Annotated in this window: 18 protein-coding genes; 3 read left to right on the top strand and 15 right to left on the bottom strand. The window is 71.8% G+C overall.

Annotated features, from left to right (window positions below; all coding sequences use genetic code 11):
• Window positions 1–33 precede the first annotated feature (33 nt).
• The 6 genes from AB0N14_RS20530 to bldG all read right to left on the bottom strand — a co-directional run bounded on the left by AB0N14_RS20530 (window position 34) and on the right by bldG (window position 6,528).
• Window positions 34–231 carry a hypothetical protein gene (locus AB0N14_RS20530; RefSeq protein WP_366027108.1) on the bottom strand — a complete coding sequence of 66 codons (198 nt, stop codon included), beginning with the start codon at window positions 229–231 and terminating at the stop codon, window positions 34–36.
• A 301-nt stretch (window positions 232–532) separates the two neighbouring features.
• Window positions 533–2,050, bottom strand: a complete 1,518-nt coding sequence (locus tag AB0N14_RS20525) for a class I SAM-dependent methyltransferase (RefSeq protein ID WP_366027107.1) — start codon at window positions 2,048–2,050, stop codon at window positions 533–535.
• A 26-nt stretch (window positions 2,051–2,076) separates the two neighbouring features.
• Window positions 2,077–2,691, bottom strand: a complete 615-nt coding sequence (locus AB0N14_RS20520; RefSeq protein WP_366027106.1) for a small secreted protein — start codon at window positions 2,689–2,691, stop codon at window positions 2,077–2,079.
• A gap of 219 nt (window positions 2,692–2,910) precedes the next feature.
• Entirely contained in the window at window positions 2,911–5,313 is a 2,403-nt protein-coding gene (locus AB0N14_RS20515) for a sodium-translocating pyrophosphatase (protein WP_366027105.1), read from the bottom strand.
• Between the two features lie 323 nt (window positions 5,314–5,636).
• The gene (locus tag AB0N14_RS20510; RefSeq protein WP_366027104.1) at window positions 5,637–6,080 is read right to left on the bottom strand and encodes an ATP-binding protein; all 444 of its coding nucleotides are present in this window, start codon (window positions 6,078–6,080) and stop codon (window positions 5,637–5,639) included.
• Between the two features lie 106 nt (window positions 6,081–6,186).
• The gene (gene bldG, locus AB0N14_RS20505; RefSeq protein ID WP_103840429.1) at window positions 6,187–6,528 is read right to left on the bottom strand and encodes an anti-sigma factor antagonist BldG; all 342 of its coding nucleotides are present in this window, start codon (window positions 6,526–6,528) and stop codon (window positions 6,187–6,189) included.
• 80 nt (window positions 6,529–6,608) lie between these two features.
• Here bldG and AB0N14_RS20500 point away from each other — a divergent pair, with 80 nt between their 5' ends.
• Complete coding sequence (locus AB0N14_RS20500; RefSeq protein ID WP_366027102.1) at window positions 6,609–9,134, top strand: DEAD/DEAH box helicase; 2,526 nt, start codon at window positions 6,609–6,611, stop codon at window positions 9,132–9,134.
• Here AB0N14_RS20500 and AB0N14_RS20495 read toward each other — a convergent pair.
• The 7 genes from AB0N14_RS20495 to ssd form a co-directional block, all read right to left on the bottom strand.
• Window positions 9,028–9,444 carry an Rv3654c family TadE-like protein gene (locus AB0N14_RS20495; protein WP_366027101.1) on the bottom strand — a complete coding sequence of 139 codons (417 nt, stop codon included), beginning with the start codon at window positions 9,442–9,444 and terminating at the stop codon, window positions 9,028–9,030. The genes AB0N14_RS20500 and AB0N14_RS20495 overlap by 107 nt on opposite strands.
• A 53-nt stretch (window positions 9,445–9,497) precedes the next feature.
• On the bottom strand, window positions 9,498–9,890 hold the full coding sequence (locus tag AB0N14_RS20490) for a TadE family type IV pilus minor pilin (RefSeq protein WP_366027100.1): 393 nt from the start codon (window positions 9,888–9,890) through the stop codon (window positions 9,498–9,500).
• On the bottom strand, window positions 9,877–10,095 hold the full coding sequence (locus AB0N14_RS20485) for a DUF4244 domain-containing protein (RefSeq protein WP_200422355.1): 219 nt from the start codon (window positions 10,093–10,095) through the stop codon (window positions 9,877–9,879). The genes AB0N14_RS20490 and AB0N14_RS20485 overlap by 14 nt, the downstream gene beginning before the upstream one ends.
• Before the next feature lie 131 nt (window positions 10,096–10,226).
• Window positions 10,227–11,120 (bottom strand): type II secretion system F family protein, encoded by an 894-nt coding sequence (locus AB0N14_RS20480; RefSeq protein WP_366027099.1) that lies wholly within the window; start codon window positions 11,118–11,120, stop codon window positions 10,227–10,229.
• Entirely contained in the window at window positions 11,117–11,992 is an 876-nt protein-coding gene (locus tag AB0N14_RS20475) for a type II secretion system F family protein (protein ID WP_366027125.1), read from the bottom strand. The genes AB0N14_RS20480 and AB0N14_RS20475 overlap by 4 nt, the downstream gene beginning before the upstream one ends.
• A gap of 44 nt (window positions 11,993–12,036) precedes the next feature.
• A complete protein-coding gene (locus AB0N14_RS20470; protein WP_366027098.1) occupies window positions 12,037–13,296 on the bottom strand; it encodes a TadA family conjugal transfer-associated ATPase in 1,260 nt (419 codons plus the stop codon).
• Window positions 13,293–14,390 (bottom strand): septum site-determining protein Ssd, encoded by a 1,098-nt coding sequence (ssd, locus tag AB0N14_RS20465; protein WP_366027097.1) that lies wholly within the window; start codon window positions 14,388–14,390, stop codon window positions 13,293–13,295. Before ssd ends, AB0N14_RS20470 begins: the two co-directional genes overlap by 4 nt.
• A gap of 614 nt (window positions 14,391–15,004) precedes the next feature.
• Between ssd and AB0N14_RS20460 the strand changes: the two genes are divergently transcribed.
• On the top strand, window positions 15,005–15,829 hold the full coding sequence (locus AB0N14_RS20460) for an HAD-IB family hydrolase (RefSeq protein WP_366027096.1): 825 nt from the start codon (window positions 15,005–15,007) through the stop codon (window positions 15,827–15,829).
• A gap of 378 nt (window positions 15,830–16,207) precedes the next feature.
• Here the strand turns inward: AB0N14_RS20460 and AB0N14_RS20455 are convergent, their stop codons facing one another.
• Complete coding sequence (locus tag AB0N14_RS20455) at window positions 16,208–17,032, bottom strand: oxidoreductase (RefSeq protein ID WP_366027095.1); 825 nt, start codon at window positions 17,030–17,032, stop codon at window positions 16,208–16,210.
• A 100-nt stretch (window positions 17,033–17,132) separates the two neighbouring features.
• Here AB0N14_RS20455 and AB0N14_RS20450 point away from each other — a divergent pair, with 100 nt between their 5' ends.
• A complete protein-coding gene (locus tag AB0N14_RS20450; RefSeq protein ID WP_366027094.1) occupies window positions 17,133–18,113 on the top strand; it encodes an ATP-binding protein in 981 nt (326 codons plus the stop codon).
• A gap of 16 nt (window positions 18,114–18,129) precedes the next feature.
• Here the strand turns inward: AB0N14_RS20450 and AB0N14_RS20445 are convergent, their stop codons facing one another.
• A complete protein-coding gene (locus AB0N14_RS20445) occupies window positions 18,130–19,440 on the bottom strand; it encodes a hypothetical protein (protein WP_366027093.1) in 1,311 nt (436 codons plus the stop codon).
• Window positions 19,441–19,626 lie beyond the last annotated feature (186 nt).

Raw genomic sequence — 19,626 nt, 5'->3', positions numbered from 1 at the left:
GCTCCGGTCGCCCGGGAACCGGGAACGGTGATGTCAGAGGCGGAGGAAGCACCACGCACCGACCGCGAGCGCGGCCACGGCGGCGAGGCTCGCGAGCGTGGCGGATGCGATACGGCTCACACCGTCCGCCACCGGCTCACCACGGTACATCCGTGTCGCGGTCCAGGTCAGCAGACCGCCGCCGAACAGGACGAACACCGTCCCCGTGACGATCGCCGGCCCGCTCTCCATGTCGTTTCCCTCCCGCCCGGCCGGCCGGGCTTCCCTCCACCCGACCCGCCCCGGCGACGGGAGGCTGGCACGCCGGGAAAGCCTGCACGCGAACCCGAGGTGAACGCGCGGCGGACAATCCACCCCCGCACGCCCTGTGCGCCCCGGCGCGGCAGGGCGTGCGGGACCGGGGCCAGGGTGGGCGGCCGGAACGAACTCGGCGCGAACTCGCTGGTGCAGAGCTTCGCGCCGACCCGGGCGACCCAGCAGCCCCACCGGCCCCACCCCCGATGACCTCCGCCTCCAACTCGGCCGCCACCCGTCAGCGCGCGGGCTCCAGGAACCCCTGTTCGACCAGCAGCCGGATCTGTGCGGGCGTGCGGTCGCGCAGCAGTACGGGGTCCTCGCCGACCAGCTGGCCGATGGCGTCCAGGATCCGTCCCGCGCTCAGCGTGCCGTCGCAGACGCCCGCGAAGCCCGCGCCGATCGTGTCCACCTTGGTGGCGCGGCGCATCCCCCGGTGCTGGCGCAGCACCACGTGCTCGGGGTCCTCGGCGCCGGGCAGCCCGACCTGCTCCTGGACGACTTCGGCGGCGAGCTTGAAGTGCCCGGCGAGCAGGGCCGCGTCGTCGTGCGCCCGCAGGTAGTCGACGCGGTCGAAGTGCGCACGCACCGTGTCGCCGAGCGGCTGTTCGACCGGATGCGGCCATTCCTCGATCGTGATCGAGGGCTCGGCGGCATCGGTCCTGCGCAGGGCGATCCAGCCGAATCCGATCGCGCGCACCTTGCGCGCCTCGAACTCGTCCAGCCACGCGTCGTACCGCGCCTGGTACTCGGCCGCATCGCCGCGGTGGTCCCCGGCGTCCCTCAGCCACAGCTCGGCGTACTGCGTGATGTCCTGCACCTCGCGCTGCACGATCCACGCGTCGCAGCCGCGCGGCACCCACGACCTGAGCCTGTCCTGCCAGTCCTCCCCTTCCACGTGCTGCCAGTTGGCGAGGAACTGCGCGAACCCGCCCAGGTTCAGCCGCTCCCCCGACCCCTGAACGAGCGTGCGGCACAGATCGTCCCCACCCATCCCGCCGTCGCGGTAGGTGAGCCGGGCGCCGGGGGAGATCACGAAGGGCGGGTTCGAGACGATCAGGTCGAACGTCTCGTCGTCCCGGACCGGCTCGAAGAGCGACCCCTGGCGCAGATCGGCGGCCGGGGCGCCGGACAGCGCGAGGGTGAGCGCGGCGATGTGCAGGGCGCGCGCGTTGACGTCGGTCGCGGTCACGCGCGTGGCGTGCTGGGCGGCGTGCAGCGCCTGGATCCCGGAGCCGGTGCCGAGGTCGAGGGCGGAGCCGACGGGGGTCCGTACGGTGATGCCGGCGAGGGTGGTGGAGGCGCCGCCGACCCCGAGAACGACGCTTTCGTCCCGGCTGCCGATGCCCCCGGCACCGCCGACGGCACACCCGAGGTCGGAGACGATGAACCAGTCCTCGCCGTCCGGTCCGCCGTACGGCCGCACGTCCACGGTCGCGGCGACCTCGTCCCCGCCGGTGCGCACCAGCCAGCCGGCCTCCAGGCAGGCGTCGAGGGGCAGGACGTCGGCCACGCGCGCATGGAGGACGGGTTGTTGCAGCAGGAACAGCCGTACGAGTGTCTCCAGCGGCGTGTCCCCGCGCGTCGCCCGGAGTGCGGGGACGGTCTCGCTCCGCGCGAGCGCCGCGTACGCGGGCGCTCCGAGCAGGTCGAGCAGCCCGTCGGCGGTGAAGGAGGCGCCGAGCAGGGCATCCCGCAGCCGTGCGGCGACATCGGTGCGGTCCAGGGAGGGCAGGGTGCGACTGGGGGTACTCACGCCCCCATTGTGGCGTGCGGGTGGACTCAGCCCGCGGTCGCCGAGGCCGTAGCGGCCGCCTTCTTGCAGCTCGCCTGCTCCGCGATCGCCTTCTTGACGTCGCCCTGCTCGAGGTTCTTCAGCGCCGTGGTCCCGCTCTGGTTCTGCTTCTCCAGCTCGGCCATCTGGGCCGCGATGTCGTGCAGCCCGGACGCGAACTTGCCCTGGTCCTTCGTGTTGAGCGCGTCCACCTTCTTCCTCAGGTCGGCGTAGGACGCGGAGAGGTTGTCCAGGGTCTTGACGGCGTCCTGCTGCCGCTGCGCACCGCCGTCGACGCCGGGGGGCGCTCCGGCGTTGTTCAGGGCGGTCGCGAGCGTCTTGTAGCCGTCGGACATGTCCTGGAAGGCCTGGGAGTCGGTCTTCTGGATGGTCTGAGGCGGGTTCGTGGTGTCCGAGGCCGCCTTCGTGATCGCGTCGTTGGCGGCCTTGATCTTCGCGTTCTGCGCCGGCACCGCGTCGCAGACCTGCTTGGCCCAGGAGGCCAGCTTGTCGTCGGTCTGGCTCTTGCCACCGCTGGTGCAGGCCGACAGCGCCAGAACCAGCACCGCACCGCCGGACACTGTGGCCGCGAGCTTCTTGTTCACCGGATTGGTCCCTTCCATGGCTCTCTCGGCCCGGAAGATACACGCCAATCGGGCGACGCCCGCAGGCCGAATATCACCTATGGGTGCTGTTGCAGCCTTTTACACCAAGCGAGAGAAGGCTCACGAGAGGCCCCGCACACGGACACGGGCGGGCGCACGGCCTCTGGAGGAGCGCCGTACGCCCGCCCGTGTGCCCGTATCCGACCAGGCGTAAGAGCGGGGTGCCGTGCAGCCGGGCTACGACACCACCGCCGGATCAGCGGGCTTGGACACCTCCTCGGCGTTGTCTTCGTCACCCACGGCGATCCCGCGCCGCTTGGAGATGTACACCGCGAGCACGATCACGACGAGCGCGAGCACCGCGATGGCGATCCGCACGCCGATGTTCCTGTCGCTGCCGTAGGAGAACTTGATGACCGCGGGCGCGATCAGCAGCGACACCAGGTTCATCACCTTCAGCAGCGGGTTGATCGCCGGACCTGCGGTGTCCTTGAACGGGTCACCGACCGTGTCGCCGATCACCGTCGCGGCGTGCGCCTCGCTTCCCTTGCCGCCGTGGTGGCCGTCCTCGACGAGCTTCTTGGCGTTGTCCCAGGCGCCTCCGGAGTTGGCGAGGAAGACCGCCATCAGCGTGCCGGTGCCGATCGCGCCCGCGAGGTACGCGCCGAGCGCTCCGACGCCGAGCGTGAACCCGATGGCGATGGGCGCCATGACGGCGAGCAGACCGGGCGTTGCCAGCTCCCTGAGGGCGTCCTTGGTGCAGATGTCGACGACCTTGCCGTACTCCGGTTTCTCCGTGTAGTTCATGATCCCGGGCCGGTCGCGGAACTGCCGCCGCACCTCGAAGACCACCGCACCGGCCGCCCGCGACACCGCGTTGATCGCCAGCCCCGAGAAGAGGAAGACGACCGCCGCGCCGGCGATGAGACCGACCAGGTTGTTGGGCTGCGAGATGTCCATGACCAGGCTCATCGGCCCGCCGTCGCCGACCTTCTCGCCCACGTCCTGCGCGGCCGTGGTGATCGCGTCGCGGTACGAGCCGAAGAGCGCCGAGGCCGCGAGAACGGCTGTGGCGATGGCGATGCCCTTGGTGATCGCCTTGGTGGTGTTGCCCACGGCGTCCAGGTCGGTGAGCACCTGCGCGCCCGCGCCCTGGACATCGCCGGACATCTCGGCGATGCCCTGTGCGTTGTCGGAGACCGGACCGAAGGTGTCCATGGCGACGATCACGCCGACTGTGGTGAGCAGGCCCGTGCCGGCCAGCGCCACCGCGAACAGCGCGAGCATGATCGACGTACCGCCGAGCAGGAACGCCCCGTAGACGCCGAGACCGATCAGCAGCGCCGTGTAGACGGCCGATTCCAGACCGACGGAGATACCGGCGAGGATCACGGTGGCGGGACCCGTCAGCGAGGTCTTGCCGATGTCCCGCACGGGACGGCGGCTGGTCTCGGTGAAGTAGCCGGTCAACTGCTGGATCAGGGCGGCGAGCAGGATGCCGATGGCGACCGCGACGAGCGCGAGGATCCGCGGATCGCCGCTCTTGGCGCGGATCGCCGCGTCGGTGACGCCCTTCAGGGCGGCGTACGACGACGGCAGATAGGCGAAGACGGCCGCCGCGACGAGCCCCAGCGAGATCACCGCGGAGATGAAGAAGCCCCGGTTGATCGCGGACATGCCGCTGCGGTCGGTCCGGCGCGGGGCCACCGCGAAGATGCCGATCATCGCGGTCACGACCCCGATCGCGGGCACGATCAGCGGGAACGCCAGCCCCGAGTCGCCGAACGCGGCCTTGCCCAGGATCAGCGCGGCGACGAGCGTGACGGCGTACGACTCGAAGAGGTCGGCAGCCATTCCCGCGCAGTCGCCGACGTTGTCGCCCACGTTGTCGGCGATGGTCGCGGCATTGCGCGGATCGTCCTCGGGAATGCCCTGCTCGACCTTGCCGACCAGGTCGGCGCCGACGTCGGCGGCCTTGGTGAAGATGCCGCCGCCGACACGCATGAACATGGCGATCAGCGCGGCGCCCAGACCGAAGCCCTCGAGGACTTTCGGGGCGTTCGCCGCGTAGACGAGCACGACACAGGAGGCGCCCAGCAGACCGAGCCCCACCGTGAACATGCCGACGACACCGCCTGTGCGGAAAGCGATCTTCATCGCCCGGTGCGAGACGGCGGTGAGGTCCTTTTCCGGCTCACCCTCCGCCGGGGTCGCCTCGCGCGCCGCCGCGGCGACGCGCACATTGCTGCGCACGGCGAGCCACATACCGATATAGCCGGTGGCCGCCGAGAACGCCGCACCGATCAGGAAGAACACCGACCGTCCGACGCGCTGATTCCAGTCGTCCGCGGGCAGCAGCATGAGCAGGAAGAACACGACCACGGCGAATACGCCGAGCGTGCGCAACTGCCGGGCCAGATAGGCGTTCGCGCCTTCCTGGACCGCGGCCGCGATCTTCTTCATGCTGTCGGTGCCCTCGCCGGCCGCGAGCACCTCGCGCACCAGAATCCCGGCCACCACGAGGGCCGCCAGCGCGACGGCCCCGATGACCACCACGATCATGCGGTTGTCGTGGGTCAGGACCGCGGCCGCGAGGGCTGAGGGGTGGTCAAACTGTTGAGGGGTAGAAAGCCCCGCCATTCGTCCTCCTTGACGCTTGGGCTGAGCTCAAGATGTGGACGGATTGTAGGTACCGGAACCTGATGAAAACAGTGCGCGGTAAACCGATTGAGACGCCACTTGCTCTTCAGGAAAAGATCGCACATCAGCCACAGAACCCGAAAGTGGTAACGCCTCAAAACCATTGACGAGATGGACTCTTGATCAAATTATCGCGCTATTGATCGTGAAGGTATTCACGTGAAGCGGTTCACAAAATACAATACGACTTTACAAAAAGAAGGGCCCTGCACAGGCAGGACCCTTCCGGAGAAGTCTTCGGGGCTTGCGGGAGAAACGTGCCGTCAGGCCGGGAACGGGGCGGCGCCGGGCGGCGTGGCCGGCCAGCTCATCCTGATCAGTCCGCCGTTCTCCCCGGTGGTGACCTCCACGTCGTCGACGAGGCCACTGATGACCGCGAGGCCCATCTCGTCCTCCTCGGCCTCCGCCTCCGCCTCCACCGCGTCGGCACCCGCGGGCTCGTCCCCGGGCACGATGTGCGGCGCCTCGTCGCCGACCTCGATGGAGAACTGTTTCTCCTCCTCGGTCAGCAGCACTCGCACCGGCGCCGAGATGCCGTTGCTCTGGTGCAGTCCCACGGCCCGGGAGCAGGCCTCCCCGACAGCGAGCCTGACCTCGTCGAGTGCGGCCTCCTCCACTCCGGCCCGGCGCGCCACCGCCGCCGCCACGAGCCGGGCGGTCCTGACGTGTTCGGGCAGCGCGCTGAAGCGGAGTTCAACGGTGGCCATGCATCCCCCTCAGAACTTCGGGCGTGCGGTCGGGGGGCCGGGCCGTACTGGCCCGCGCCCCCCGCTCTTGCTTCTGCCGTCCGGGCACCACGGCCCGGAAGCGGGGTCAGTCGGTGGCCGACACCGCTTCCTCGACCGAGGTGTGGATCGGGAACACCTTGGTGAGGCCGGTGATGCGGAAGATCTTGAGAATGCGCTCCTGGTTGCACACCAGGCGCAGGGAGCCCTCATGGGCTCGAACACGCTTCAAGCCGCCCACCAGCACGCCGAGCCCGGTGGAGTCGAGGAAGTCCACGCCCTCCATGTCGACGACGAGGTGGAAATTCCCGTCGTTCACCAGCTCGACCAGCTGCTCGCGCAGCTTGGGCGCGGTATATACGTCGATTTCGCCACCGACCTCGACGACCGTACGATCGCCGACGGTACGGGTCGACAGGGACAGGTCCACGGATCCTCCAGCACCTTGCTATCGAGCGGTCGCCCCTCGGGCACCTCGGCTTCAGCCCCCGGGACGGTTCGCCAGCCGCGATGGCATTCAATCACTTACCGGCAGGCGTGTACGACGCCTTGGACCCATTGTCCGTCACGCCAGTGACACACTCGGTCCCGATGGCCAAGAATCACCGATCCGATCGACCCCTGACGGGCCCCGTGTCCCGCCTCTCGCCGGGCACTGTGCTGGACCGGCTCGCCTCGGGTCCGAGCCGGGCTGCGCGCATCACTCATACGGAGCACTTGCCCCCGCGAGAGGGCCGCCATGCCGTCTGGCCGGACCGGATCCGTGCCGAGGTCGTCGCCGCCGTGCGCCGCGCGGGCATCGAGCACCCCTGGGCCCACCAGGCGCTCGCCGCCGAGCACGCCCTGGACGGCGACTCGGTGGTCGTCGCCACGGGCACGGCGTCGGGCAAGTCGCTCGCCTACCTGGTCCCGGTGCTGTCGCGGCTGCTGGACGGCGCCGAGGCTCCGAACGGCCGGGGCGCGACCGCCCTGTACCTCGCCCCCACCAAGGCTCTCGCGGCGGATCAGTGCCGATCGGTGAAGGAACTTTCACATCCTCTCGGCACGGCGATCCGCGCCGCGGTCTATGACGGCGACACGCCGCCCGAGGAACGGGAATGGGTACGCCAGTACGCCAACTACGTCCTCACCAACCCCGACATGCTGCATCGCGGCATATTGCCCTCCCATCCGCGCTGGTCCTCCTTCCTGCGCGCCCTGAAGTACGTCGTCATCGACGAGTGCCACACCTACCGCGGCGTCTTCGGCTCCCATGTCGCCCAGGTCCTGCGCCGGCTGCGCCGCCTGTGCGCCCGCTACGGCGCCTCACCCGTCTTCCTGCTGGCCTCCGCGACCGCCGCCGAGCCCTCGGTGGCCGCCCGCCGCCTCACCGGCCTGCCGGTCGTCGAGGTCGCGGACGACGCCTCCCCGCGTGGCGAGCTGGTCTTCGCCCTGTGGGAGCCGCCGCTCACCGAGCTGCACGGAGAGCGGGGCGCGCCCGTCCGGCGCACGGCCACCGCCGAGACCGCCGACCTGCTGACCGACCTGACCGTGCAGGGCGTGCGCTCGGTCGCCTTCGTCCGCTCCCGCCGCGGCGCGGAGCTGATCTCGGTGATCGCCCAGGAACGCCTCGCGGAGGTCGACCGCTCCCTGGCCCGCCGCGTGGCCGCCTACCGCGGCGGCTACCTTCCCGAGGAGCGCCGCGCCCTGGAGCGGGCCCTCCACTCCGGGGAACTCCTCGGCCTCGCCGCGACGACCGCCCTGGAGCTCGGCGTGGACGTGTCCGGGCTGGACGCCGTGCTGATCGCCGGGTACCCGGGGACACGCGCGTCGCTGTGGCAGCAGGCGGGGCGCGCGGGCCGTGCCGGGCAGGGCGCCCTCGCGGTGCTGGTCGCCCGTGACGACCCTCTGGACACGTTCCTCGTCCACCACCCCGAAGCCCTCTTCGACCAGCCGGTGGAGTCCACGGTCCTCGACCCGGACAACCCCTACGTCGTCGCGCCGCACCTGTGCGCGGCGGCGGCCGAGCTGCCGCTGACGGAGGACGACCTGGAGCTGTTCGGTCCCGCGTGCGTGGACGTGCTGCCGCAGCTGGAGGCCGCGAAGCTGCTGCGCCGCCGCACGAAGACCTGGCACTGGACGCGCCGGGAGCGGGCCGCCGACCTCACGGACATCCGCGGGGCGGGCGGGCGCCCGGTCCAGGTCGTCGAGGCCGGCACCGGTCGGCTGCTCGGCACGGTCGACGCGGGCGCCGCCCACACGACGGTCCACGAGGGCGCGGTCCATCTGCACCAGGGCCGTACGTACCTGGTGCGGTCGCTCGACCTGGAGGACTCCGTCGCCCTGGTCGAGGAGGCCAACCCGCCGTACACGACGGTCGCCCGCGACACCACCTCCATCTCCGTCCTGGAGACGGACGTGGAAATCCCCTGGGGCGAGGGCCGGTTGTGCTATGGCTCCGTCGAGGTCACCAACCAGGTCGTCTCCTTTCTGCGTCGGCGTGTCATCACCGGTGAGGTGCTGGGCGAGACGAAACTCGACCTCCCTCCTCGCACGCTGCGCACCCGCGCCGTGTGGTGGACGGTCACCGAGGACCAGCTGGACCAGGCCCGGATCGGCCCGGAGATCCTCGGCGGCGCGCTGCACGCGGCCGAACACGCCTCGATCGGCATGCTTCCGCTCTTCGCCACCTGCGACCGCTGGGACATCGGAGGCGTCTCCGTGCCGCTGCACCCGGACACGCTCCTGCCCACGGTCTTCGTGTACGACGGCCACCCGGGCGGCGCGGGCTTCGCGGAGCGCGCCTTCCACACGGCCCGCGCCTGGCTGTCCGCCACCCGCCAGGCCATCGCGTCCTGCGAGTGCGAGGCGGGCTGCCCGTCCTGCATCCAGTCCCCCAAGTGCGGCAACGGCAACGATCCGCTGCACAAGAGGGGTGCCGTACGCCTCCTCACGGCGCTGCTGCGCGGGGCGCCCGAGGAGGCGGCGAGCGGTCCGGCGGCTGCGGCGCCCTCGGCTGCGGCGCCCTCGGCTCCGCCGGCCCCGCCCTCGCCCTGACCTCGGTGGTGAACGGCCCCGCGGCCGACGCCGCCGTGACGTCGGATACCGCCCCCACGAGGGCGCACCGCACGAGCCTGCTTCCCTGGGCCCGGGCCACCCGGGCCGCCGTGGCGCACGCCTTGCCGCCTCCGTCCATCCAGTGGTCCGCGGCCGCTAGTGCGGCGAGGTCGGCCGCACCGGCCGCACGGTGCCGGGCCAGCACGACCTCGCCCTGGGCCAGCAGGACGCCGAACACGGCACACATCGCGCCGAGCAGGCACAGGACCCAGACGGTGGCGGTGCCGCGATCCGAACGAGCCGCCGCCACACGGGCATCGAGGGCCACCAAGAGCCCCCGGACGGCGACCGGTTCACATCCCCTCACTGCTTCACCCCCACCGTCTCCTCCGCCAACGCCACCGCTTCGTGGCGCAGTTCGAGAGGGAACACATCCGGGCCCGGGGGATGCGCCACGACCAGGACGCGTACCAGGTCGCCCTGTCGGCTCACCGTGATCCTCGCGCCGTCGGGAGCCGCCTGCCCGGTCGTGTCCCGCACCACGCCCGGCGGCTCCTGCCGAGCTGCCGCCCGGGCCCCCGCGCGGGCCGCGTCCACGCACCGGATCTGCGCGGACGCGGCCAACAAGGCCCAGACGAGGGCCATCGCGAAGAGCACCAGGGCGGGCAGCACGACCGCGGTCTCCGCCGTCACGAAGCCCTGGTCCCGGCCACGGCCCGCTCCCCGGCGCGCCCTCACGCCGTCACATCCGGACACTGAGCGCCCGTTTCACGATCGCCTGCAGTTCCGCGCTGACCTGCCCGCTCGTCAGCACTTTGTAGAGGACCGCCGCGAAGGCCACCGCGGCGATGATCCCCACCGCGTACTCGGACGTGACCATGCCCGCGTCCTTGCGCACCACCGCCCGCAGCCGGCGCACCAGCGCACGCACCCGGGCTCGTACTCGTACCGCCTTGCTCATATCAACCCCCGTGGGTTCTCGTTGTCGTCTGGTCGTTTGCGTGGCCGTTTGTCCGGTCGTTCTCTGTCCGGCCGCGGCCGTTCTCTGTCCGTCCGTCCGGTCCGTCAGTCGTCACCGGATGTCGTGCACCCTCATCTCCCACCCCCTCCCAGCAGCCCTCCCGCCAGCCCGATCACCACGGGCAGCACCCCGACGGCGATGAACGCGGGCAGGAAGCACAGCCCCACCGGGGCAGTGATCAGGACGCCCGCGCGGCGCGCCCGTGCCGTCGCCCCTCGGGCCCACTCGGCCCGCGCCTGAGCCGCGAGGCGCCCGACCGGTGCGGCAGCCGGGGCACCGGAATCGCCCGCCCGTTCAAGGAGCCGCGCCAGTGCTCCGGCGCCGGGGAGCGTGGCGAGCCGCTGCCACGCATCGGCCGGTTCGCCGCCGAGCCGCACCTCGGCCGCGCCCCGCGCCAGCCGTTCCCCGACCGGTCCCGCCAAGGCCTCGCCCACCGCCTGGGCGGCCGACACCGGGCTCGCGCCCGCCGCGATGCACGCCGCCACCAGGTCGGCGGCCAGCGGGAGCTGACGGGCGGCCAGGGCAGGGTCGTACTCCTCGGTGCGGCGGTCGCACTCCTGCCGAGCCCGCCACCGCGCCACGCCGAACCCGGTGACCAGTCCGGCCCCCAGCCCGACGAACCCTCCGATCACCACCCAGCCGGCACACGCCGCCCCGGTGACCGGCAGCCACCGCCGCACGGCATCCCGCACCTCGGCCCGGCCCAGCACTCCACCCGGCACCCGCTCGCGCGACCGCTCCTGCGCCGCACCCACCCCCGAACCCGCACCCGCACCCACCCCCGAACCCGCACCCGCACCCGCACCCACCCCCGAACCCGCACCCGCACCCGCACCCGCCAGGACCGCATCCACCCGCCGCCGCACCCTCCGCTTCCGCCGCGCGACGACGAGTGTCCGCGCCGGCCACCACAGCGCCAGCACCGCGCACAACATCCCCAGCCTGTGGACAACGCCCGCGCTCACGCCGCCTCCGCCCCGCGCACGATCCGCAGCGCCCACCACAGCCCCGCCCCCTCCAGCACGCCACCGGCCACCAGACACGCCAGCCCCGCCCCGGTGTGCAGCAGCACGTGCAGCGGGTGTGCGCCGAGCGCGGTGCCCAGCAGCAGTCCGAGGAACGGGAGCCCCGCGAGCAGGACCGCCGTCGAGCGGGCGCCCGCCAACTGCGCCCGCAGATCGGCGCGTTGGTCGCGCTCCGCACGCAGCGCCGCCTCAAGCCGGTCCAGCCCGGCCGCCAGTCCCGCCCCCCGGTCCACGGCCACCCGCCAGCACGCGGCGAGCCCGGACAACCCGTCGGCCCCCGGCTGCCGTGCCGCGTCCGCGAGCGCGCCCGGGACGTCCCCGCCGAACCGCGCAGCCGCCAGCACCGCCGCCTGGACCTCGCCGAGCCCGCCGGAGTCACGAGCCGCCCGCAGCAGTGCCTCACCCGGCTGACGCCCGGCGCGCACCTCCCCGGCGAGCGCTCCGCACAGCGCGATCACCCCCTCGCCACGCGCTTCCCGTGCCTGCCCCGCCTCCCGCGTCCGCCGCACCCGGCGCAACACCGGCACACCCACGGCTCCGGCCACCAGGGGCAGAAGAGACGTCCCGAGCACCGCGATCACCGCGCCCACGGCCACCGACCACCACTCCACGGGCAACCGCCGCACCCGGAGCACGAACCGCTCCCAGGGCGGCGGGCCGCCCCGCGCCGCGGCGCCGCCGCCCGCGAACAGCAACCGGGCGCGGCGGGCCGCCGTGTTCGGGCGGCTCACCATCCAGGCAGCCGCCCCGGCACACACCAGGCCCACGCCGACCGCCAGATGACCGATCCCCGGCGCACCCCCAGCCGTCATCTGCCCGAGCCCCGTCCCACCGACTGCCATCCGACCGACCCCGCTCACAGCACCTCCACCTCACTGCCCTCGCTTCCGTCCCGGAGCAGCTCCCGCAGCCGCTCCCACCCCCGCTCGCACGTGAAGGCCTCCGGTCCCCACCGCAGGGCGGGCACCGTCACCACGAGCCCGGACGCGTCCCGCTCCAGCACATGCACCTCCGCGATCCGGCGCCGCCCGGTCCGGTCGCGCACGAGGTGGAGGACCACCGACAACGCGGCCGCCAGCTGGCTGTGCAGCGCGGCCCGGTCCAGGCCCGCCGCCGTGCCGAGCGCTTCCAGCCGGGCGGGCACCTGGGCCGCCGCGTTCGCGTGGAGCGTGCCGCAGCCGCCTTCGTGGCCCGTGTTCAGCGCGGCCAGCAGGGACACCACCTCGGGTCCGCGCACCTCGCCGACGACGAGCCGGTCGGGTCTCATGCGCAGTGCCTGCCGCACCAGGTCCTGGAGCTCGACGAGCCCCACGCCCTCCTGGTTCGCGGGCCGCCCCTCGAGACGCACCACATGCGGGTGGTCGGGGCGCAGCTCAGCCGAGTCCTCGGCGAGCACGATCCGCTCGGTCGGCCCCACCACGCCCAGGAGCGCGCTCAGAAGCGTGGTCTTGCCCGAACCGGTTCCGCCACTGATCACATAGGAGAGCCGGGAGGCGATCAGCGCCCGCAGCACCCGGTCCCCGCCCGGCGGCACCGTGCCCGCCGCCACGAGTTCGTCGAGGGTGAACGCCCGGGGCCGTACGACCCGTAGGGACAGGCATGTCGAGCCGACCGCGACCGGCGGCAGCACCGCATGCAGACGGGTGCCGTCCGGCAGACGGGCGTCGACCCACGGTCGGGCGTCGTCGAGCCGCCGCCCGGCCACGGCCGCCAGCCGCTGCGCGAGGCGCCGTACGGCCGCCGCGTCCGGGAAGGACACCTCCGTCAGCTCCAGTCCGGCGCCCCGGTCCACCCACACCCGGTCCGGCGCGGACACCAGGACGTCGGTCACGGAAGGGTCGGCGAGCAACGGTTCCAGAGGGCCGCTGCCGACCAGTTCGGACCGCAACTTCCGGGCCGCGCCGAGCACTTCCGCATCCCCGAGCACCCGCCCCTGCTCCCGCAGCGCCTGCGCCACGCGCGCGGGGGTCGGCTCGGCCCCGCTCTCGGCCAGCCACTGCCGCACTCCGTCCAGCAGCCGCGTCCGCTCGCCGGGCCCCACCGCGCCGCCGGGTCCCACGTCCGCCCCGGCACCGGGCCCCGCTGAGCTTGCCGTCGCGCCCCAGCCCGTGCTCATACGGGGTCACCCGCCTCGGCCAGCGCCCGCTCCCAGAAGGCCGAGCAGAACCGGGCGAGCGACCCCCGCGCCGCTCCCCCGGGCGGTACCGAACCGTCCGCCGGTGGTGTCTCGTACGGCACCTCGCCGACCAGCGGCAGCCCCAGCAGTCGCGCCACCTCCCGGTCGTCCAGCCCCGGCGTGTACGGCCCCCGAACCGCGATCCGCAGGTCGCCGAGGACCATGCCGACCGCGGACGCCACCCGCCGCGCGGCCGCGACCCCCCGCAGTTCTCCGGGGACCACCAGGATCCCGACGTCCAGCTGCGCGAGGACCTCGGCGACCCCCTCGTCGACACGGCGCGGGAGATCGACGACGACAGCGCCGCCGCGTCGCCGGGCCGCGGCGACGACCGCGCGGACCGCCTGGGGCGGGACGGCCACGGTGTCGCCGCGGTCCCAGCTCAGTACCCGCAGCGCGTGCACCTGGGGCAGGGACTCCTCCAGCGCGCCGCTTCCCACCCTCCCCCGGGAGGCGGCGAACGCCGGCCAGCGCAGCCCTTCCGTGGTCTCCCCGCCGAGGAGTACGTCGAGTCCGCCGCCCAGCGGATCCGCGTCCACGAGCAGGGTGCGCCTGCCCTCACGCGCGGAGGTGACGGCGAGGGCGCAGGCGAGCGTGGAGGCGCCGGCCCCGCCACGCCCGCCGATCACGCCGACGGTGAGCGCGGGCCGGCCGACCCCCTCGGCCACGTCGGCGATGCGGTCCACCAGCCACTGCTCGCCGTCCGGCAGCAGCAGGACGTGGTCGGCGCCGATCTCGACGGCGCGCCGCCAGACTCCGGGATCGTCCTGATCCCGGCCGACCAGCACCACTCCCCGTCTGCGCACGGCGCCGCGCACCCGGCGCGCCGCGTCGTCGCCGACCAGGACCAGGGGTGCCGCCTCCCAGCCGCCCCGCTGCTCGGGCACTCCCGGGTGCACCTCCGCTCTGGCGCCCGCGGCCGCGCACAGGCGCAGCAGGTCGTCGAGGAGCTCGGCGTCCTCGGTGACGATCAGCGGTCCGCTCCGCCGCCCCTCGGCGGCGGCCGGTCCTTCGTGTGTGATGGCTCCCGCCACGATTCCAGCCCCCTTCGCTGCTTCCTTCGGGCGTGTCCGCGTGCCTGCTCGGCCCGCGCTTCCCGCCCGGGTGGAGAACCGGCCACCGGCCTCCATATGACCGGCCGATACGAACCGGCCCTACGCGCCCGACAAACGGAACCGGCCGTGCACGGGCCATGAACTGGCTGCCGTGAACCGGCGGGAACTCGCCGTCGGCCGGACGCGCTGGAATCAAGGTGCAGCGATCCCGGAAATCGTGTGGATCTTGGTCGATAACTGTGGACAACTCAGCGGTTGTGAATATCGCCTTCACCCATACCGGTGAGGGCTCGGCGGCATCCGCAGAGCAGCACCAGGACTACGGAGGGTCACAGGGCATGGACATGGCCAATCGCGCATCGCAGGGCCGCCACAGACCTGCGGAATCGCGTCGAAAAACAGAAAAACCCACCCGGACATGCGACGACCCCCGCCGGGGGGGAGAGCGGGGGTCGTCCCCACGGCCGACTCGGGGGGGGGAGGAGTCGGACCGGGTTAGCACGGTCGCGAACGATCCGTGACTTCCATGGTGTACCCGAGAGCCCTCTCAGGCAAACCCACACGCCCCACCTTACGCCGAATGGTGGGCCCCTATGCTCAGGCCCGTGGAAAACCACTCCTTGCCCCGCACAGCGGCCTTCTTTGACCTGGACAAGACGGTCATTGCGAAGTCGAGCACTCTCACCTTCGGCAAGTCCTTCTACCAAGGGGGACTGATCAACCGCAGGGCGGCGTTGCGTACCGCATATGCCCAGTTCGTGTTCCTGGTGGGCGGCGCCGACCACGACCAGATGGAGCGGATGCGGGAGTACCTGTCCGCGCTGTGCCGCGGCTGGAACGTCCGGCAGGTGAAGGAGATCGTCGCCGAGACGCTCCACGACCTGATCGATCCGATCATCTACGACGAGGCCGCCTCCCTCATCGAGGAGCACCACGGCACCGGGCGCGACGTGGTGATCGTGTCCACGTCGGGCGCCGAGGTCGTCGAACCGATCGGCGAACTGCTCGGCGCGGACCGTGTGGTGGCGACCCGGATGGTCGTGGGCGACGACGGCTGCTTCACGGGCGAGGTGGAGTACTACGCCTACGGGCCGACGAAGGCGGAGGCCGTCAGGGAACTCGCGGAGTCGGAGGGATACGACCTGGCGCACTGCTACGCGTACAGCGACTCGATCACCGACCTGCCGATGCTGGAGGCCGTCGGCCATCCGCACGCCGTGAATCCCGACCGGGCGCTGCGCCGCGAGGCACTCGCGCGAGGATGGCCGATTCTCGACTTCCACCGCCCGGTGCGGCTGAAGCAGCGGCTGTCGGTACCACCGCGCCCCGCGCTCCTCGCGGTGGCCGCGATAGGCGCGGCGGCGGCCACGGCAGGACTCGTCTGGTACGCGAGCCGGCGCCGCGCACCCCTCGTGTGAACCCCGGACGCCCAGGAGAAGCACACTCCCGCCCGATTCGCACCTCTTTGAAGCTAAAAGTAAAGAACTGCATCAAAGGCTTCCGCTTGTCCGTGCCCTGGAGTACAAAGGGGTTAACGGCCCGCGAGACCAAAGGACATCCGAAAGGATCACCTTTTAAACGCAATTGGCCCCACGGACCTAGCATGAACACCGGGCACCCACGCGACGTCGACCCGTCGATTACGGGCCAGCCGCACCAGGTGACGGGCAAAGTTCCCGACCTGATGGGCGACTTTCGAGGACGCTTGGTAACTTGGTGAACATGCCAGCGGCGGTACGAGACTTCGTACCGCCGCAACCATTGCCGAAGGGCCCCCAGGGGGCCTTTCCCCATCCCTAGGCGGCCCCGCGCTGCAGCGCCTCGCAGACCGCCGTCGACTCGCGGACGCCGAGTTCGACCGCCTTTGCGCAGTGGGCGATCCAGGCCGACATGCCCTCCGGGGTGCCCGACACATAGCCGTCCAGGGCCGCGACGTAGGCGGCCCGGCCCAGTTCCGCGTGGCCCATCTCCGCCGGGCAGATCGCCTTGGGGTCGAGTCCGCTCCCCACCAGGACGATGCGCTGCGCCGCGCGGGCGACGAGGCCGTTGTGGGACACGAAGGGCCGCAGGGCGAGCAGTTCGCCGTGCACCACGGCGGCGGTCACCAGGGCGGGCGCGGAGCTGCCCGCGATGATCAGCTCGGAGAGTCCCTCGAGGCGGCCGGAGACCTCGGCCGCGTCCGACAGCGGCAGCTCGACCAGCGGCTCGTCGACGCCCTCACCGTCCTGCCGGGGGCGCCCCACGCGTGGGTCGGGATCCGCCGCCGCCACCAGATGCAGCCGCGCGAGCACCCGCAGGGGTGACTGCCGCCAGATGGACAGCAGCTGCCCCGCCTCGGCGGTCAGCCGCAGCGCGGCCCCGACCGTACGGGCGCCGTCGTCACCGCTGAAGTCGGTGCGCCGCCGCACCTCCTCCAAGGCCCAGTCGGCGCCGGACAGCGCGGCCGAGCCGCGCGCGCCACGCAGCGCCGCCTCGGAGGTGATCTCATTGCTGCGGCGCCGCATGATCCGGTGCCCGTAGACCCGGTCCACGGCCTTGCGCACGGATTCCACGGACTCGGCGACCCCGGGCAGCGCCCCCAGGGCCGCCAGCGGGTCGGCGGACGCACCTGTCGTACTCATGGGTACGACCCTACGCACCCCGGGGCCCCTCCTTCGAAGGGGTGGTCTTCTTTCCACAGGTCTGCCACGGACAGCTACCGCGACGCTACGCTTCGTGAATATGAAAATTGCTTTCGTCGGGAAGGGCGGCAGCGGCAAGACGACCCTGTCCTCCCTGTTCATCCGCCATCTCGCCGCCGCCGGTGCGCCCGTCATCGCCATCGACGCGGACATCAACCAGCACCTCGGGCCCGCGCTCGGGCTCGACGAGGACGATGCCGCGGCGCTGCCGGCCATGGGCGAGCGGCTACCGCTGATCAAGGACTATCTGCGCGGCATCAATCCGCGGATCTCCTCCCCCGAGACGATGATCAAGACCACGCCGCCCGGGGAGGGGTCGCGACTGCTGCGGGTACGGGAGGACAACCCGGTCTACGAGGCCTGCGCGCGTCCGGTGGATCTCGACGGCGGCACCGTCCGTCTGATGGTCACCGGCCCGTTCACGGACGCCGACCTGGGGGTCGCCTGCTACCACTCCAAGACGGGAGCGGTGGAGCTGTGCCTGAACCACCTGGTGGACGGCCGAGACGAGTATGTGGTGGTCGACATGACGGCGGGCTCGGACTCCTTCGCCTCCGGCATGTTCACCCGCTTCGACATGACGTTCCTGGTCGCCGAGCCGACCCGGAAGGGGGTCTCCGTCTACCGCCAGTACAAGGAGTACGCGCGGGACTACGGGGTCATCCTGAGGGTCGTCGGCAACAAGGTGCAGGGCCGGGACGACATCGACTTCCTCCGCGCCCACGTGGGTGACGACCTGCTTGTGACGGTGGGGCACTCGGACTGGGTGCGGTCCATGGAGAAGGGCCGCCCGCCGCGGTTCGAGTCCCTGGAGGACGCGAGCCGCCGCTCCCTTCGCGTGCTCCAGGCGGCCGCCGACGCGGCGTACGAACTACGCGACTGGGAGCGGTACACACGCCAGATGGTGCACTTCCACCGGAAGAACGCGACCAGTTGGGGAAACGAGCGCACGGGCGCGGACCTTGCGGCCCAGATCGACCCGGGCTTCGTCCTCAGCGAGGCCCTGACGGCCGCGGTGTGAGCGACGGCCGCACCGTCTACCGCTTGGCCGGCGGTGCCCCCGGCACTCCCCTCGGCGCCGGGGCCGGCGAGGAGACCAGGAAGCTTTCCCAGCCCTCGGCCGGGGCCTGCCCCACCTTCAGGGTGCGCAGTTTCTCCAGGACCTGCGGGTCCTGTGCGTCCAGCCAGTCGACGAGTTGGCGGAACGAGACGCAGCGCACCTCGGACTGGTTGCAGACGTGCTCGACGACCTCCTGGACGGCACGCGTGTAAGTGCCGCCGTTCCAGGACTCGAAGTGGTTGCCGATGATCAGGGGCGCGCGGTTCCCGTCGTACGCCCGCCGGAAGCCCTGGTAGAGGCCGTCCCGCATCTGGGCGCCCCACTCCTCGAACTTGTCGGGGTCGCCCTGGGTCTGGGTGCCCGACTGGTCGACCATGAAGTTGTAGTCCATGGCCAGCTGCTCGTAGGTGTGTCCCGGGAAGGGCACGAGCTGCATCGACAGGCTCCACAGCCCTTCCTTCTTCTTCGGCCAGACCTGCTCGTCGACGCCGGAGGTGTCGTAGCGGAAACCCAGCTCCCGGGCCGCCTTCATGAAGTTCTGCTGCCCCTCCAGACACGGGGTGCGGCCACCGATGAGCTCCTTGTCGTAGTCGAAGGGCAGCGAAGGCTCCTGTTTGAGACCGGAGTTGGTCCTCCAGGACTTCACGAACGCCTTGGCCTGGGCGATCTCGTCCTTCCACTCCTCCACCGACCACTGGCCGACCCCGCCCTCGGGGCCGCAGAAGTGTCCGTTGAAGTGGGTGCCGATCTCGTTGCCCTCGAGCCACGCCAGCCGCAGTTGCTCGACGGTGTCCTTGATGCCCTTCTCGTCGTTGAAGCCGATGTCCGAGCGGCCGGGCGAGTGCTGCGGCGGCCGGTACAGGTCGCGCTTCTCCTCGGGCAGCATGTACACACCGCTCAGGAAGAACGTCATCGTCGCGTTGTTGGCCCTGGCGACCTCGCGGAAGTGCGAGAAGAGCTTCTGGCTGTCCTCACCGGCCCCGTCCCACGAGAAGACCACGAACTGCGGGGGCTTCCGGCCGGGCTTCAGCCGCTCGGGTCTCTGCAGATGCGGCTGGGCGCCCGTGTAGGCGGTGGAGCCGTCGCCGATCAGGCGGACCGCGCTGCCCGGAGCCCCGGCACCGGCACCGGCACCGGCCCCCTTCCGCGGGCTCTGCTCGGAACGGGCCGGTCCGAGGGAACAGCCGGCCAGCGCGGTGGCGCAGGCGGCGGCCAGGGCGACGCCCGTGGCGGTCCTGCGAGAGGGGGTTCCGGTTCTCGGGGTGGCGGTTCTCGGGGTGGCGGTCATCTTCCACCCACCTTCTTCCTTCGGTCGGGCCACGCTGAGCAGGTGTGGTGCGACGCGGCAGACACAAGCGGAAGCCCGTGCCCCTGCGACCAAGCCAAGGTCGCACGGAACGCTGAAGGAATTTATATGACAAGCCGATGAAATAACCGATCCACCCTTTTGAGTGATTAAATGCCCCATTTGGCC

Source organism: Streptomyces sp. NPDC051104, from assembly GCF_040682835.1.
GTDB classification, from domain to species: Bacteria; Actinomycetota; Actinomycetes; order Streptomycetales; family Streptomycetaceae; genus Streptomyces; species Streptomyces cynarae.
This window is presented reverse-complemented; position numbering and strand designations above follow the sequence as displayed.